Annotated in this window: 14 protein-coding genes; 5 read left to right on the top strand and 9 right to left on the bottom strand. The window is 69.7% G+C overall.

Annotated features, from left to right (window positions below; all coding sequences use genetic code 11):
- Nucleotides 1-15: 15 nt before the first annotated feature.
- The 4 genes from VB738_RS04210 to VB738_RS04195 form a co-directional block, all read right to left on the bottom strand.
- Nucleotides 16-504, bottom strand: a complete 489-nt coding sequence (locus tag VB738_RS04210; protein ID WP_323304564.1) for a hypothetical protein — start codon at nucleotides 502-504, stop codon at nucleotides 16-18.
- Nucleotides 505-583: 79 nt separating this feature from the next.
- Nucleotides 584-1,006, bottom strand: a complete 423-nt coding sequence (locus VB738_RS04205) for a hypothetical protein (protein ID WP_323304563.1) — start codon at nucleotides 1,004-1,006, stop codon at nucleotides 584-586.
- 271 nt (nucleotides 1,007-1,277) lie between these two features.
- The gene (locus VB738_RS04200; RefSeq protein WP_323304562.1) at nucleotides 1,278-3,185 is read right to left on the bottom strand and encodes a hypothetical protein; all 1,908 of its coding nucleotides are present in this window, start codon (nucleotides 3,183-3,185) and stop codon (nucleotides 1,278-1,280) included.
- Nucleotides 3,182-4,108, bottom strand: coding sequence for a glycosyltransferase family 1 protein (locus tag VB738_RS04195; protein ID WP_323304561.1), 927 nt, complete (start codon nucleotides 4,106-4,108; stop codon nucleotides 3,182-3,184). The genes VB738_RS04200 and VB738_RS04195 overlap by 4 nt, the downstream gene beginning before the upstream one ends.
- Nucleotides 4,109-4,575: 467 nt before the next feature.
- On the opposite strand from VB738_RS04195, the gene VB738_RS04190 reads away from it, so the two are divergent.
- Nucleotides 4,576-5,931: a glycosyltransferase family 1 protein gene (locus tag VB738_RS04190; protein WP_323304560.1), complete on the top strand. Its 1,356-nt coding sequence runs from the start codon at nucleotides 4,576-4,578 to the stop codon at nucleotides 5,929-5,931.
- Nucleotides 5,932-5,939: 8 nt separating this feature from the next.
- On the opposite strand, the gene VB738_RS04185 is transcribed toward VB738_RS04190, so the two are convergent.
- Complete coding sequence (locus tag VB738_RS04185; protein WP_323304559.1) at nucleotides 5,940-6,911, bottom strand: glycosyltransferase; 972 nt, start codon at nucleotides 6,909-6,911, stop codon at nucleotides 5,940-5,942.
- Between the two features lie 62 nt (nucleotides 6,912-6,973).
- Between VB738_RS04185 and VB738_RS04180 the strand changes: the two genes are divergently transcribed.
- The 4 genes from VB738_RS04180 (at nucleotide 6,974) to VB738_RS04165 (ending at nucleotide 10,606) form a co-directional block, all read left to right on the top strand.
- Nucleotides 6,974-7,720, top strand: a complete 747-nt coding sequence (locus VB738_RS04180) for a glycosyltransferase family 2 protein (RefSeq protein WP_323304558.1) — start codon at nucleotides 6,974-6,976, stop codon at nucleotides 7,718-7,720.
- A complete protein-coding gene (locus VB738_RS04175) occupies nucleotides 7,704-8,861 on the top strand; it encodes a glycosyltransferase family 4 protein (RefSeq protein ID WP_323304557.1) in 1,158 nt (385 codons plus the stop codon). The genes VB738_RS04180 and VB738_RS04175 overlap by 17 nt, the downstream gene beginning before the upstream one ends.
- Before the next feature lie 294 nt (nucleotides 8,862-9,155).
- Nucleotides 9,156-9,884, top strand: coding sequence for a class I SAM-dependent methyltransferase (locus VB738_RS04170; protein WP_323304556.1), 729 nt, complete (start codon nucleotides 9,156-9,158; stop codon nucleotides 9,882-9,884).
- A complete protein-coding gene (locus tag VB738_RS04165) occupies nucleotides 9,884-10,606 on the top strand; it encodes a methyltransferase domain-containing protein (protein ID WP_323304555.1) in 723 nt (240 codons plus the stop codon). The genes VB738_RS04170 and VB738_RS04165 overlap by 1 nt, the downstream gene beginning before the upstream one ends.
- Before the next feature lie 4 nt (nucleotides 10,607-10,610).
- Here the strand turns inward: VB738_RS04165 and gatA are convergent, their stop codons facing one another.
- The 4 genes from gatA to VB738_RS04145 all read right to left on the bottom strand — a co-directional run bounded on the left by gatA (nucleotide 10,611) and on the right by VB738_RS04145 (nucleotide 14,602).
- Nucleotides 10,611-12,083: an Asp-tRNA(Asn)/Glu-tRNA(Gln) amidotransferase subunit GatA gene (gatA, locus tag VB738_RS04160; protein WP_323304554.1), complete on the bottom strand. Its 1,473-nt coding sequence runs from the start codon at nucleotides 12,081-12,083 to the stop codon at nucleotides 10,611-10,613.
- A 45-nt stretch (nucleotides 12,084-12,128) separates the two neighbouring features.
- Nucleotides 12,129-12,380, bottom strand: a complete 252-nt coding sequence (locus VB738_RS04155; protein ID WP_323304553.1) for a DUF1816 domain-containing protein — start codon at nucleotides 12,378-12,380, stop codon at nucleotides 12,129-12,131.
- 63 nt (nucleotides 12,381-12,443) lie between these two features.
- Nucleotides 12,444-14,198, bottom strand: coding sequence for a 23S rRNA (guanosine(2251)-2'-O)-methyltransferase RlmB (gene rlmB / locus VB738_RS04150; RefSeq protein ID WP_323304552.1), 1,755 nt, complete (start codon nucleotides 14,196-14,198; stop codon nucleotides 12,444-12,446).
- Nucleotides 14,195-14,602, bottom strand: a complete 408-nt coding sequence (locus VB738_RS04145; protein ID WP_323304551.1) for a Mini-ribonuclease 3 — start codon at nucleotides 14,600-14,602, stop codon at nucleotides 14,195-14,197. Before VB738_RS04145 ends, rlmB begins: the two co-directional genes overlap by 4 nt.
- Nucleotides 14,603-14,615: the final 13 nt, after the last annotated feature.

The raw sequence follows: 14,615 nt of genomic DNA, 5'->3' as shown, positions 1-14,615 counted from the left end.
GGTGGCGTCAGCCAGCTATCTGACCGCCTGGAGATTGGGGCAGGGCGTGGCCCAGAGGGTCTGGAGCTTGAGGGCCTGGTCGGTGTCGCCCTTGGCTGCGAGCTGGTTCACCGTCAGCTGAATCCGCTCGCAGTCGACCTGCTTCTCGAGCCTGGCGCGCTGGGTCCGGAGCTCCTGAAGCTCCCGTTCCGCCTGCTGGCGCCTGGCCTGCTGGCCGTCGGCCGCCTGGAGCTGGCTTGCCTCCGCATCCATCTGCCTGAGCTGCTGCTGCAGGGCGGCCTCCCGCTGGGAGGCTGACTCCAGCTCGTTCTGGAGGGCCAGTTCGCCCTCCATCCGTTGCATCGACTCCCGGTTGGCCTGATCCTGGGCGGCCTGGACCCGGGACTCGGCCTGAAGCCGCTGCTGGTGCTGACTGTTGAGGACGGCAAATCCGGCCACCACCAGCACAACGGCCGAGACCGAAGCGAGCCAAACTCTGTTCTGCTGACTGGGGAGATTATCCATGTTCCTCTCTAGTCAGGCCACAGGGCGACGTTGGCGGTACGGTGCGGCAGATCCGTGGCGAATGTGCCGCCACAACGGCCTAGAGCGGTGCCCAGGTGCAGCGGCCGACGTCCAGGACATCGGCATCATCGACGAACCTGACGATCCTTCCATCCCCGCGGATGTACTGAAAATCATCGATCAGTGCTCCTTCGTTGGTGTAGAGGTAACGTCCTGCCGTCGCCTGGGCTGTCACTTCGATCCACTGGGTTTCGAACTCCGACGGCCTTCCCCCTTCGCCACGTCTGAGCTCCGTCACCTTCAACAGTTTCAAGGGGATGGGAGCCTGATGGCCCTGGTAGAGAACGTAGGCGCTGGAATCGCTCTCAGATTGAAGGCCGAACTGGATTCTCAGGGGAGGCTGCACTCCGGTGGATCTCAGGCAGCGAACATTGTCCTGATCAGCCCGGAGGGCAGGGGTGGTGGCAATGACCAGCAGCAGAATGGCCAGGAGGCGGTTCATCCGTGGCTCCATGGGAATTGGGGACTGCATCAGTCTCCATCGACGGGTCTGCAGAGATGCTGATGGGCGACGTTCCACTGCCCATCACGCTTGTGCAGACAGAACGTCATCCGCATGGTATCGCTGAACGTCTGTCTGTCTGTCCGGCAATGTCCCCCCGCACAGGAGCAGGCCAAAGACATCACGCACATCAACTTCCGCCTCGACAGAGAGATCCTGCACCGCCGTGGGCCGATCGGCAGGCTCTCCAGCTGGGCGGAGCCAGGCGAACTCAGGCCTCCTCGTCACCCCTGGTCCGGGGCAGCAGCAGCAGGGCGGCGGCGAGGATTCCCTGCCCGGCCGTGACCGATTCGGCCAGGAAACGACCGCGGGGACGGGCCGGCACGGGAGCTCCCGGGACCATCGACCAGATCTCCACCCGGGCGCCCTGGTCGGAGGGTGGCAGGGAACGGACGCCGACGAAGCGATTCTGGCGTGCCAGGGCCCCCTCCAGCGCCGCGCCCAGCGCGTCCGGGTCCCTCGTCAGCAGGCCTGGCAAGGGATAGGGGGCCGCCAGGTGAACGGTGAGCAGGGACCGGGCGGGAGTCTCGGCCAGGGTCCTCTCCATCGCGGCCAGCACCGAGGCGCGGTCCGGCAGGGTGACCAGGCTGGGCTGCAGGATCGGCACCCGGCACCGGCAGGACTCCCTGACGGTCCACTCCACCAGTTGGGTGCGGCCGATCGAGGTCAGGGCGAGGACGCCGCCAGGATCCGGATCAACGTCGGCCCATGCGGCGGCCAGGCTGAGGTCCCGAGGCGCGTCCGGACGCCGGATCGCTGCCCCATGGGTGTGGGCCGGGTCTGGGGACGCCAGCAGGGCCATGCCCAGGAGCAGGGCGAGCAGCGGGGTGCGCCGCAACCAGCGGGCCCCCATCCCCTGAACCAGCGCTCCAGCCCCGAGGCCGGCCAAGGCCCAGACCGCTGGCAACACCGTCGCCTGGAATCGCATCTGCTGCTGGGGATGGAGGAGCAGGGCCGCCATTCCCACCCCCGCGAACCAGGCCAGCAGGGAAGAACGGCGGGCTCCCCACACCGCCAGCAGAAGAACCGGCAGTGCCACGGCCGGCCCCCCATGGAAGGCCTGGGCGAACCCCTGCCACTGCAAGCTGAGCCGCTCGGTCCATCCCATCGCCAGCGCCGGGTTGCGGTTGGCCGGACCCAGAAACCAGAGCAGGGCCGCCAACTTGCCCGGCACCATCATCCAGAAAGCCACCGGCAGCCCATGGCCGAGCCACAGGACCCTTCCGGCATGACCGATCGCCAGATCGACCCCGGGGCCTCGATCCCTCCAGGCCCTGGCCGCGGCGAGCACGAGGAATCCCATCGCGATCGCGATCAGGCTGGAGGGGAGGAGGGTGACCCGCAAAGGACCCCAGGCCAGCACCCGGGGGGGATCCAGGGGCAGCAGGGCTGACGCCGTGGCCAGCGCGACACCGGAAAGCAGACACGGATCCCCGAGCGGGCGCCTCCAGGGCAGCGCCTCCAGGGCTCGCCAGAGGGCGGCCGGCCAGCCGCTGGGCACGGTGGCGGCGGCGATCGCCACCAGCACCATGGCCCAGTAGTTGTACTTCTCGAGGAAGAGAAGGGAGAGCAGGAGCGCCAGCAGGGTCCAGCGTCGCCGCAGGCAGGCCCAGAGCACCCACACGGTGAGCCCGGCGCCGAGCCCCTCCAGCATCACGTCGGACCCCAGCAGGCGAAAGGCGGGACTGCCCACCGCCAGGGCCACGGCGATCCCCCCCGCGGCGTCGCCGGCAACGGGATCCTTTCCCACGGCGCGGCAGAGGGGCCAGAGGCCCAGCACCGCCAGCAACCACCCAGCGATGCTCGGCAGCACAGCGAACCGGTGGTCCGGTCCGAGCACCGCCAGCAGGCCGCCCAGGAGAAGCCCATGCAGGGGTGGCCAGACCGAGGGCAGCGCCAGGTCATGGAGCAGGCCGCCCAGGTCGCCGGATCGCAGCGCCAGGGCCAGCCCCAGGCCGAAGGAGAGGTGGGAGTTCCGGTCGTGGTAGGGATCCCGCCACAGCGCTCCGGGATCGTGCAGATAGCCGACCACCATCCCGATCGCCACCAGCACGGGCAGCAGCAGGACAGGCAGCAGCGGCAGGGGCACCGCCGGCACCCTCAGGAGGGGAGCTTTCATCGCAGCGCCGCCAGGGCCGCCTGGTAGAGCCCGACCGCCCGCTCGGCCCCCAGACTCCAGCGGAAACCGAGGGCATGGGCGCGGCGCTGCTCCCGCTGGGCCGGGTCCATGGACACCGAAGCATCGGTCACCTGCACCAGGGCCTGGGTCCAGGCGTCCACATCAAGGGGGGAGATGTAGGTGGCCAGAGCCCCGCCGGCTTCCGGGATGGCCGCGGCATTGCTGCAGACCACGGGCGCACCGCAGGCCATCGCCTCGATCACCGGGATCCCGAACCCTTCGTACAGGGAGGGATACAGCACCACCCGGGCGGCGCAGTAGAGATCCCGCAGAACGTCGACGGCGAGATAACCCAGGAAGCGCAGCATGCCGCCCTCCACCAACCCGGCCGCCTCCGGAGGCAGTGCCATGTCGCCCCAGCCCTCAGGGCCGGCCACGCAGAGGGGCCAGCGGCGACGAAGGGACTCTGGCAGCCTGGCGTAAGCCTGGATCAGGGTGCGGAGATTCTTGCGGGGCTCCAGGGTGCCGACGGTGAGAAAGAAGCCATCCGCGCGCAGATCAAAGGCCGCCAGGCTGGAGGGCTGGAGAGGGCCCTCCGTGAGGAAGGCTTCACCCACCCCGGGGGGGATGATGTGGATACGGCGGCTGTCCACCCCGAGCAGGGACTGGATCTCGGCGGCGCTGAAGGCTGAAATCGTATGCACCACCGGTGCCCTCCGGCACTGATCGGCCAGGGGCAGAAGGGCCAGCAGTCGTGAGACCGGGTGCCAGGCGGGATGGCGCAGGAAGGACAGGTCGTAGACCACCGGAATGGTGGGAAGGACGCTGGGGCGCGGCGCCACGTACTGAAAGGCGTGGAACAGGGACAGGTTGCGGCCGCCGGGACGCGCCCCGAACGCCATGCCCTGCATCAGGCGGGCCACACCCCTGATCAGCGGGAGACCCTTGACACTCCGCAGACCGGCTGCGATCGGCGAGGAACCGGTGGCAGCCCCTTCAGCGCCAACGCTGTGATGGCGCAGGAACGCCTCATCGACCGGATTCCACCGGTAGGAATGGTAGCCGTAGAGGTGGATGGAAGGTTGATGGAGCAACAGGGCATGGAGCAGGTTCAGGGTGTAATTGGAAACCCCCGTGAACGGTGCACACAGCGGTCTGGCATCAACACCAATCCTCAACAACGTCATTACCGACGACCCGCTATCCACATCCGGCCGGACACTCCATCCGGCAGGGTTGCGCGTATCACAGAACTCCTGCCCATGGGGAAGAATCGGGTCAGTACCATCAGGGGCGATGGCTGATTCACCAGCGCTTCGGTAGCGAAGCATGGCGAGCCCACTTTGGGACGTTTGTTCCGTGGGATGTTGTTCTCTGGGACGTTTGTTCTGTGGCACGCCTGTTCATCGACATGTCGTCCCTGGCCCGATGGAGCGGCCCGGCCGTCGGCATGGTGCGCGTCGAAAGGGAGGTGGTGCGCTGGGCCGTCGATCAGAAGGGTGCCCAGCCGGTGGTGTTCGACCCGGACAGGCGCTGTTTTCGCTCCCTCCGGGAGGGCTGGTATGCACGGCTGAGTCACTGGGACGACGCCCTCGATCCCGCCCACGGATCCCTCCGGGGAGCGCGCCGTTTCCTGCCGCGGAGGTACCAGATCTTCCTGGCCATGGAACGGCGGCGTCTGATGAGCCGCTCCGCCGGCGCAGCGGCACGCTGGGACAGGGCCCAGCGGCTGCTGTACCGGTTCCACCCCGGAGCCCTCGTCTTCCAGAACGGGCGCGGTGAAAGACGCGCCATCGTTCCCGTCGATCTTGCCCTCGGCGGGACCGTCGCCATGGGGCCGGACGATCGGCTGATCTCCGTGAGTTCGGACTGGGACCAGAAGCACTCCGGTGGCTTCCACACCCTCAAACGCAGAGCCGGATTCCGGCTGACGGTGCTCTGCTACGACCTCATCCCCCTGACCCACCCCCAGTTCTTCCTGGATGGAGTCATCGACACCTTCCGGAAGCACTGGCGCTCCATGCTGGTCAGCGCCGACACCATTCTCGTCAACTCCAGCTGCATCGCCGGGGATCTGGAGCGCTTCAGCCGGACCGAGGGTTTGCCTGCACCGGCCCTGCGGGTGGTGCCGCTGGGCTGCGACCGCCCCCCGAAACCCTCCGGCGATGGCGCACGGCTCCCGGCTGGGCTCAGCGACGCCCGCTACGCCCTTTTCATCAGCACCATCGAACCGCGCAAGGGGCACGCCCTGCTGCTGGACGCCTGGCAGGATCTGCTGCACCGAGGGGTGCCCCAGCGCAGCGGCTTTCGGCTGGTCTTCGTGGGACGGCCGGGGTGGATGGTGGAGGACGTGCTCCGCCGGCTGGGGGATGCCGGATCCCTCGGCGGCACGGTGCTGCATTTCCCCTGCCTGCCCGACGAGGCGCTGGAGACCCTGCACGCGAAGGCAGAGTTCTGTCTCTATCCGTCGGCCTACGAGGGCTTCGGCCTGCCGGTGGTCGAAGCCCTCGCCCGTGGCAAGGCGGTCCTGGCCTCCGGAGCCGGGGCGGTGCCGGAAGCGGCGGCGGGGCTGGCCCGGCTGCTTCCACCGGACGATCCCATGGCGTGGGCCGAGGCGATCGCCCAGTGGATCGAGAACCCCGCCGAACGACGGGCGCAGGAGGCGGTCGTGGCGCGGGGGTATCGCCACCGGGACTGGGCGGAGGTGGCCCGGGAGATGGTGGCGGCCGGCCAATCCCTGGATTGAAGCCAGGCTCATGGAGACGAACCCCGCTGCGTCCAGCAGCGGAAGCGGCCGGTGACCTCCAGACGGCGGAGCCCCAGGCGCCAGGGCAGGCCCCTCTGGCGCCAACAGAGCTGAAGTGCGGCAGCTCCGGCCTCCCGGTGTCCAGAGGCCATGGCCTCACGGACGGCGCCGATCGCCCGGAGCGCCGTTTCCCTGGCGACGCTGGGGCCGTCCATCCCCATCGCACGCAGGTGGTCACTGCTCACCACGGTCCGGGGAGCCGGATCGGGGCGCCCCGCCCGGCGCTCCCGGGCACAGGCCAGGGCCGCCAGCTCGGAGAGGATCCGCTGCTCGATGTGGCACCAGCTGGCCTGGGCGGGGTGGTCCCGGTAATCGAGCAGGGGGGTGGGGAGATTGGCCAGGGAATGGTGCTCCGAAAGCCGCAGCCAGAGATCGAAGTCTTCGGCCATCACGAAGGCCCCGCGGTACCCACCTGCCGCCAGGACCGCCTCCCTGCGCAGCATCACGGAGGGATGGGCCAGACAGTTGGCCACCTGGAGGGCCCGGGCCACGGCCGCCGGCTCGGTGGGGTAAGCCTGATCCCGAAGCCACTGGCCACGGCGATCGACCACCCGGATGGCGCTGCCGACGACCGCCACATCGGGGTGGGCCGCGAGGAAAGCGGCCTGGCGCTCCAGCCGCTGCGGATGGGCGATGTCGTCCCCATCCATCCGGGCGACCAGGGGAGCCCGGGCGAGGGCGAGGCCCCGGTTGAGGGCGGCGACCAGCCCGTCGCGCGGCTGCCGGACGACGGTGAGGCGTGGATCCCGGTCCGCCATCCCGGCAAGGAGGCGAGGGGTGGCGTCCCTGGAACCATCGTCGATGGCGATGATCTCGATCCGGCGCTCGCTCTGATGAATCAGGCTCTCCAGGGCTGCGACGAGATGCGCTTCGGCGTCACGAACGGGCAGAAGGACGCTGATCCTGACGTTGTCGCTCATGGGGTCACGCCACCCGCAGGGGGCCTCGGAGACGCTGCCATCCCCGCTGCCAGAATGGCTCCATGGCCCTCCCTCCCGTCAGCATCGTCACGGTGACCAGGGATGGGCTGTTCTTCACGCGGCTCCTGGTCGAAAAGGTCCGGCAGTTCGCGGGTCAGCGCGACTACGAAATCATCGTCATCGACCGGGGCAGTGTCGACGGAACCCGCCAATGGCTGCGGAGCCAGCCCGATGTGCGCCTGTTCCGATTCGGCCAGTGGCGCGTGCGGGGCCACGGCCACGCCGAGGCAGCGGCCAGAGGCATCCGTGCCGCCCGCCACGAACGGATCGTCCTGATCGACTCCGATGCCCATCCGGTCGCGCCAGGATGGCTCGAGGGCACGGTCGACCGACTCGACGGCAACACCCGGCTGGCCGGGGCCACCTTCGTCGACAACCATGCCGGCAATCCCCATGGTTGGTACATCCACCCCCATTTCATGGGTTTTCTGCGCTCGGATTTCGAGCAACTCGTGGTGCTCCGGAAGTGCCGCGGGGAGACCACCGACACCGGGGAGGAAGCCACGATCAGGGTCCTGGCGGCCGGTTACGACATCGTGCGCCATCCCATCACCTTCGCCTCCGACTTCGCCGTGGGTCATCCGCGCGTCCCGACCCTCGCGGGTGGGGTGTTCCACGCCTGGTACGTCTCCAGGCTGCTGCACACCGCCCCGGAAGTCGCGAGGGAAACCGGGGGCCAGGTCACGCCGGAGTCCTACCTCCTGCCGCTGATGCACAGGTTGCGCCAGGTCCATGGACTTGGCTGGTGACCCGGCCCCGCTGAGGATCGCCCTGACGGCCCCCCGGATCGATCCGGAGTCCGGCGGTCTGGCCCGCTGGGTCGGCCAGTTCGCCGCCCATCTTGGGCGGCGGGGCCATGACGTCCATCTGGTCGGGTTCGAGGCTGGCCCTGTCACCCTCCCCGCCGAGGCCCACCGGCTCAGGGACCCCGGCGATCCGTGGGCCCGGGCCCGGGCTGTGGCGGCCTGCCTCGGTCGCCTGGGCCCGGATCTGGTGCACGACAGCGGCGTCGCCCCCCAGGCCGACGTCTTCCAGCCGGCGACGGGCTCGGAGCGGATCAGTGAACGCGCCGTGATCGCTGCGGGCGACCCATGTCACCGACTGAAGGCTCGCGTTTCTCCAAAGGTGTTGGGGCGGCATCGGGCCATGGCCTCCCTCGAACGCCACCAATGCCGCCAGGCCGGCTCCATCATCGCCATGTCGGCGCTGGTGCGGGACCTGCTGCTGGATCTGCAGCCGCTGCCGGCTCACCGGATCCAGGTGATCCACAACGGCGTTGACACGCAGGTGTTCCATCCCGAAGCCCGCCAGCGGCGTCGGCTCAGCGCCCGCAGGCACCTGGGGGTGGGCGATGAACCCCTGTTCCTGCTCGTCGCCCACAACCTGCTCCTCAAGGGGGCGGATACGGCGATCGCGGCCCTCGCCCGCCTCCCCGCCGGCTCCCGGGCCCGGCTCGCCATCGCCGGAGGCGAACCTGACGCAACCTGGCGGCAGCGGGTGCGTCGGGCCGGCCTCGACGGCCGGGTGCTGTTCCTGGGGCCCGGCCAGGACATCCCCCTGCTGCACGCAGCGGCGGATGCCCTGGTGCATCCCAGCCGCTGGGACGCCTGCAGCCTGGTGACGATCGAAGCCATGGCCAGCGGGCTGCCGGTGATCACCACCCGCCGCAATGGGGCCAGTGAACTGATCAAGGACGGACAGTCGGGATTCCTCGTCCCGGCCGCTGCCGAAGCCGTTCTGGCGGATCGCCTGCAGCGGCTGCTCGACGCCCCTGTGCGCGCAAGGATGGGTGCCGCCGCCAGGGTCGCTGCCCTGGCCCATGACCTCGAGACCTCCCTTGCCGCGGTGGAGGCCGTGCTCCTGGCCCGCCGCAGCCGATCGCGGGTCTGAAGGCCACCGGGCTGGGTCTTCGGGCCCCAGCCACCCCGGGGATGTCGAGGCTGATGACGTTCGGGGTGTGGGTGCGGGAGCGGGAGCGGGAGAGGAGCGGCGAAGCGGATCCGACTCACCGAATTGGGGGCCCATGTGACAGACAGCCCTCAGGAGCCGCGTTCAGATGGACGATGCCGACCAGGGACCCTCCAGGAAGCGTGATGGGGAGAAAAGCGTGGGCTCGACATCGCTTGAGCAGGACTGAATCAGTTGATTCCTATGCTCTAATGATGGCCGATTCCATGGCAAATGATGAAGCACATTGGTGTCCTTGAGCGAGAACTATCTGGTTGGCAGCGTCTGCGTGCATGGCTGAAAGCCCGTTCACCCCTAGAACGGCTGGTGGCCACTCACCGAGGGCCAAGACTCTTTAAGTGGCAACATTATTACCGGATCTACGATCAGCATTTCCGCCACTGGCGTGGCCGGTCGATCACGGTTCTGGAGATCGGCATTGGCTCCGGCGGATCACTGCAGCTCTGGAGACGGTACTTCGGCCATTCCTGCTCCATCATCGGCGTCGATATCCTGGAACACAACCGCCGCCACTCCAGTCCCGGGATTCGTGTGGAAATCGGCAGTCAGGATGATGCAGCCTTTCTGGAACAGGTGGCCCTGAGGCACGGCCCCTTTGACATCGTCATCGACGATGGCAGCCATGTCCATGCCCATCAGCGGACGACGTTCCTGACACTCTTTCCCCACCTCAAGGACGGCGGAATCTACGCCTGTGAAGATCTCTGCTCCTCCTACTGGAAGGACGAGTACAATGGTGGTCCTGGCGTATCCAGCAGCTTTGCAGAATATCTGAAGACCCTGGTGGACGACTTGAATGGATGGTTCTGGAAGCAGGACTTCAGCCATGAAAGCGAGACTGTTGGTCGCAACACCGCCAGCCTGCATTTTTACCCAGCCCTGGCGATTCTGACCAAGCATCACCTCTCACCACCGGTGGTGCTGCACGTGGGAGCAGTGGGCTGATGCATCGCTCCTCCTTCGACAAGATGCAGGCCTTCCGCGAGGGCTATCTCGATGGGCACCGCCACCTGCCCCTGGTCGTCCTCGATGTGGGCAGCGCCGCCGTGGCCGGCGAGGCGGCCAGCTACCGCTCCCTGTTCCAGACCCCCGGATGGACCTACCTGGGCCTGGATCGTGAAGCTGCTCCCAATGTCGACATCGTGCCGGAGGATCCGTACCACTGGAGTGCACTGGCCGATGGGTCCGTGGATGTGGTGGTCTCCGGGCAGGCGCTGGAGCACATCGACCAGCCCTGGCGGACGATGGGGGAGATCGCCCGGGTCCTGCGCTTTGGCGGCCTGGCCATGGTGATCGCGCCTTCGGCCGGCCCGGTGCACCGTTTTCCGCTCGACTGCTGGCGGTTCTACCCGGACGGCATGGCGGCACTGGCCAGGCAGGCCGGACTCGACGTGATCGAAACCCACTGGGACACCAGCTATGCCTACCCGGAGAACGCCTTCTGGGGGGAGGCCTGCGCGATCCTTCAGAAACCCTGCCCGCAGGGGGAGCGCGGGGTGATCGGCACGCTGTCGGATCGTCAGGTGATCCAGGCGCGCGTCCTGCAGCAGCTGCGGGCGCTTCACCCCTGGACCGTGAGGCGACGCCTGCTGGGGGAGACGCTCCTGCGTGCCCGGATCATCCTGCGGTGTCCGCTGGAGCGGCTCAACCGGCTGGAGCTGCCCTGAGGGCTCAGGCCACCAGGGCCGCCTTGGGCCGGGCGTCCATCACCCGGGCTGCCTGTTCGTACTGGTGGGCCACCCGCAGCAGCTTCGGCTCCTCCAGCACGCCGGTGATCAGCTGCAGGCCGATCGGCAGGCCCTGGGCGTCGAAGCCGCAGGGCACGCTGATGGCCGGCAAACCGGCCAGGTTGGCGGGGATGGTGAGCAGATCGGCCAGGTACATGGCCAGGGGATCGCCCGCGTGGGCACCACTGGGGAAGGCGGTGGTGGGCGAGGTGGGGGTCAGCAGCACGTCGACGGTCTCGAAGGAGCGGTCGAAATCGCGGCGGATCAGGGTGCGCACCTGCTGGGCCTTGCGGTAATAGGCATCCACGTAGCCGGCGGAGAGGGCGTAGGTGCCGATCAGGATGCGGCGCTGCACCTCCTCGCCGAAGCCCTCGGCCCGGCTGCGGGCCGTCATCGCCGCCAGGCCGTCGCTGCCGGGCTCCCCGGGAGCGGCCCGGAAGCCGTACTTGACGCCGTCGTAGCGGGCCAGGTTGGCGGAGGCCTCCGAGGGGGCGATCACGTAATAGGTGGCGATGCCGTCGTTGAACCGGGGGCAGCTCACGTCCACCAGCTCACAGCCCAGGGCCTCCAGCTGGGCGGCGGCCGCCAGCACCGACGCCTTGACAGCAGGGTCCAGGCCCTCCTGGTCGAAGCACTCGCGGATCAGGCCCACCCGCAGCCCGGCGATGGGCGTCTCCAGGTCGGCGGCATAGTCGGGCACCGGCGCCCGCAGGCAGGTGGCATCGCGGGGGTCCTCCCCGGCGATGACCTGCAGCAACTCGGCGGCATCGGCCACGGTGCTGCTGAACGGGCCCACCTGGTCGAGGGACGAGGCGAAGGCCACCAGGCCCCAGCGGCTGACCCGGCCGTAGGTGGGCTTGAGGCCCACCACGCCGCAGAAGCTGGCGGGCTGGCGGATCGACCCCCCGGTGTCGGAGCCCAGGGCACCGATGCACTCACCAGCGGCCACCGCAGCCGCGCTGCCGCCGGAGCTGCCGCCGGGCACCCGATCCGGGTTCCAGGGGTTGCGGCTGGCGCCGAAGGCCGAGGTCTCGGTGGAGCTGCCCATGGCGAACTCGTCGAGATTGGTCTTGCCCAGCAGCACCGCCCCGGCCCGCCAGAGCCGGTCGGTCACCGTGGATTCGTAGGGGGGCACGAAGGTCTCCAGCATGCGGCTGGAGCAGGTCGTGCGGATGCCCTTGGTGCAGAGGTTGTCCTTGATCGCCAGGGGAATGCCGGCCAGGGGGGGCAGGGTCTCGCCGGCCGCCCGGGCCGCGTCGATGCGGTCGGCATCGGCCCGCGCCCGCTCGGCGGTGACCTCCAGAAAGGCATGCACGGTGGGATCCACCGCCGTGATGCGCGCCAGGTGGCGATCCGTGAGCTCCCGGGCCGACACATCGCCCCGCCGAAGCTGCTCCCGCCATTCGGCGATGCCCATCCAACCGCTAGCCAGCTGCGATGGACGCTATCAGTCGGCCAGAAGTCAGTCGGCCAGATCTGGGGATTCGGTGAACGGCTCGCTGCGGCCGGTGCGCAGGCACTGGTGCTCCAGGGAAGCCGGTGACTCGGCCCGCAGGTCATCCAGGAAGGCGGGCAGCGCCTGCTCCAGCGTCCGGCGACGCACGAAGGGCCCGAACCAGTACACCGCGTCCGGGGAGCGGGTCTCCACCCGCGCCCACCAGGCCAGGCCCAGCCCATTGGCGATGCCGCGCATGGGCCAGAGCAGTGGATTCATGGCGGGGAGGGGGAGGCGAGGTGGCCATTCTGGGGGGCGGCTGGGCCACTCCCACGGGGGTCATCAGAGGCGGATGTCTCCGTCGAAGCCCGGCTGGAGCGATGGCAGGTAGGGCAGGGCCTCCAGGGGGGTCGCCTGGGGCTCGGCGACCGGCGCAGCCGTCGCTTCCGCCATCACCGGGAAGCCCTCCACGTCGGTTTCGGCGGCACCAGGATCGACCGGTTCGCCGGCAGCCCCAGGGTCGCTGCCGGCGGGCCCGTTGTCATCGTCGAGCTCTTCGGCCCCCGCTTCGTCCGGGACCGCCGCATCCGGTTCGGAGATGCTCTCGGCTTCGGGCATGGCGGCCACGTCAGGCATGGCCGCCACTGCGGGCAGGATCTCCGGCTCGGGGTCGGGGGGAGCCGGCATCGAGGGCCGCACGATCCTGGGGGCGGGGGCGGAGCCGCGCAGACCGCGCATCCAGCCGCGGCGGGCGACTTCGTAGAGCAGCAGCGCCGTGGCCACGGAGGCGTTCAGGCTCGGCGTGGCACCCCGCAGGGGAATGCGCACCAGCTGGTCGCAGGAGCGGCGGGTGAGCAGCGACAGGCCGTCCCCCTCCGAACCGGTGACCACCACCAGGGGACCCTCCAGGTCCACCTCCTCCAGGCTGACGGTGCCCTCCTCCGCCAGACCGACCACCCGATAACCCTCCTGCTTGAGGCTGTCGAGGGAGCGGTTGAGGTTGACCACCCGCGCCACCGGCAGGTGCTCGAGGGCGCCGGCCGCCACCTTCGCCACCGATCCGGTCAGGCCGGCATTGCGGCGCTGGGGCAGGACCATGCCATGGGCCCCCAGGGCCTCGGCGCTGCGGACGATCGCCCCGAGGTTCTGGGGATCGGTGAGGCCGTCCACGGCGATCAGCAGGGGGGCCTCGCCGATCGTGCGGCAGCCCTCGATCAGGCTGGTCAGGTCAAGGGTCTCGGCGGCGGCGGGCTGCAGCACGATGCCCTGGTGCACGGCCCCCCCGGTGAGCTGGCCCAGGCGTGCCCAGGTCACCTCCTCGACGAGCACGCCGGAGGCCTTGGCCTCCCGCAGCAGCTGCAGGAAACGGGGGTTGAAGCGCATCTCGGGCGTACACCACACGCGGTGGATCGGCCGTCCGCTCTCCAGGGTGGCCTGGGTGGTGTGGCGGCCCCAGATCAGGTCGGTGGGGGCGGCGGCGGCGAAGGCTTCCGCCGCGCCACGAAAGTCGACATCGGAGCCATCGGACTCCTGGCGATCGGTGCCGCTGCGTCCCTGGAAGGGCCGCGGGGCGCGATCTGCGTCACGGAACAGGGCCGGCCCCCGGCGGGCCGGTGCCGAGCGGGTGGGGCTGGGACGGCCCGTGCTGGGTCTGGCTGTACCACTCCGGCCGGGGACGGGGCGGCCGAAGGAGGGTCGGGCGGGGAGGAAGCGCTCGCCCCCGCGGCGGTCCCGGGTCGGCCGGGCGCTGCCGCCGCGGAACTCGCCGGGGCCATCACCGCCGGAACGACCGTCGGAGGGACGCCGGCCATAGGGGCTGCCGGAGCTGCGATCGGGTGCCCCCTGCCGCTCCCCACCCCGTTCACTGCTGCGCTCGCCACCTCGCTCCACGCCACGATCACGGTCGAAGGACGGCCTGGCGCGGCCGAAGGGATCGCCGGGACGGCGGGGGCGGGGCGAGGCGGAACCGCGGCTGGCGGGGCGCCCGCCGGCACCCGAGCCGAGACGCCGGGGTGTCCGGTCAGCGCCGGGGTCGGAACGGCGGTCAGGACGACGGTCGGGGCGACGGTCGCCGCGGCGGTCAGGGGAGGGACTCATGGGCTGGCGGATGGGGAACGGGGTTCGGTCTTCTCGAGATGGTCCAGCAGCTCAGCCAGCCGTCTGGGGTCCTGCAGAAAAAGCCATCCCAGCATCGTCTCAAATCCCGTGGCCTGCCCATAGGCGTGGGGCGCGCCGCGGCGGGGGCCCCGGCCGGCCTGGTTGCGTCCGCGCAGGACCAGGCGGCGCTCCGCTTCGGTGAGCAGGGGATCCAGTCGCCGCAGGGCCTCGGCCTGGGCTTCGGCCTGCACCTCCGCCACCACCGCCCGGTGCAGATCGGCGGCCCGGGCCGGCTGGCGGCAGTGGCGCAGCCGCTGGTGCAGTTCCCAGACCGCATCCCCCAGCCAGGCCAGCTGGGACGTGGCCAGCGCTGTGGATGGGACCTGGGCGGGCACGGAGGCCACCCAGTGGCCGGAC

This window comes from Cyanobium gracile UHCC 0139 (genome assembly GCF_034931325.1).
Lineage (GTDB): Bacteria > Cyanobacteriota > Cyanobacteriia > PCC-6307 > Cyanobiaceae > Cyanobium > Cyanobium gracile_B.
Note: the sequence above shows the minus strand (reverse complement) of the source record. Positions and strands in the feature narration are given on the sequence as shown.